The sequence below is a fragment of the Cognatundibacterium luofuense genome, from assembly GCF_018139685.1.
Taxonomy (GTDB): domain Bacteria; phylum Pseudomonadota; class Gammaproteobacteria; order Burkholderiales; family Burkholderiaceae_D; genus Undibacterium; species Undibacterium luofuense.
This window is the reverse complement of sequence record NZ_JAGSPN010000084.1, coordinates 1-548: the sequence shown is the minus strand read 5'-3', so window position 1 is coordinate 548 and position 548 is coordinate 1. Positions and strand designations below refer to the sequence as shown.

At 46.2% G+C, this 548-nt stretch carries 1 pseudogene; it reads left to right on the top strand.

Annotated elements, in window-relative coordinates:
* Window positions 1-179: 179 nt before the first annotated feature.
* Window positions 180-548: pseudogene (locus KDM89_RS19435) on the top strand (peptidylprolyl isomerase); the annotation flags it as partial.

Sequence of the window (548 nt, the reverse complement as noted above, 5' to 3'; positions counted from 1 at the left end):
GTGAAAACCCTGATCTACGCAGATTTTGCTGATTTTTTCGCTACAAATAGTAAGGAAGCGTGAATACTTGGCAAATTCACAGGTAGAATTCAGCGTCAAATTAATTTGAATGCATGAGCCTGTTGCTCATGCAAAAATGCTTATCCGCTGCACAGCAGTTCAACTTTAAGGAAATATTCATGTCGATCAAATCCCGCGTCGTTCTGGGTAGTGCCATTGCGCTGTTCGCGCTGAGCGCTTGCAATGATAAAGATAAAGCTGCCTCTGCATCTGCAGAGAAGGATGCTGTGGCTGCGACCGTCAACGGCGCACCTATCGGCAAAAAACAACTGGATCAGATCATGTTGCAGCAAGCTGCACAAGGTCTGCCTGACAATGCGGAAACACGCAAAATGGTGATCGACAACCTCGCGATGCAAATCATCGTAGCGCAGGAAGCGGTCAACAAAGGTATCGATAAGACACCGGAAGTGAAGGAACAGCTGGAAATGACACGTAGGTCTATCCTGGCTAATTCCTACGTCAAAGACTATATGAAAAATGCTGCA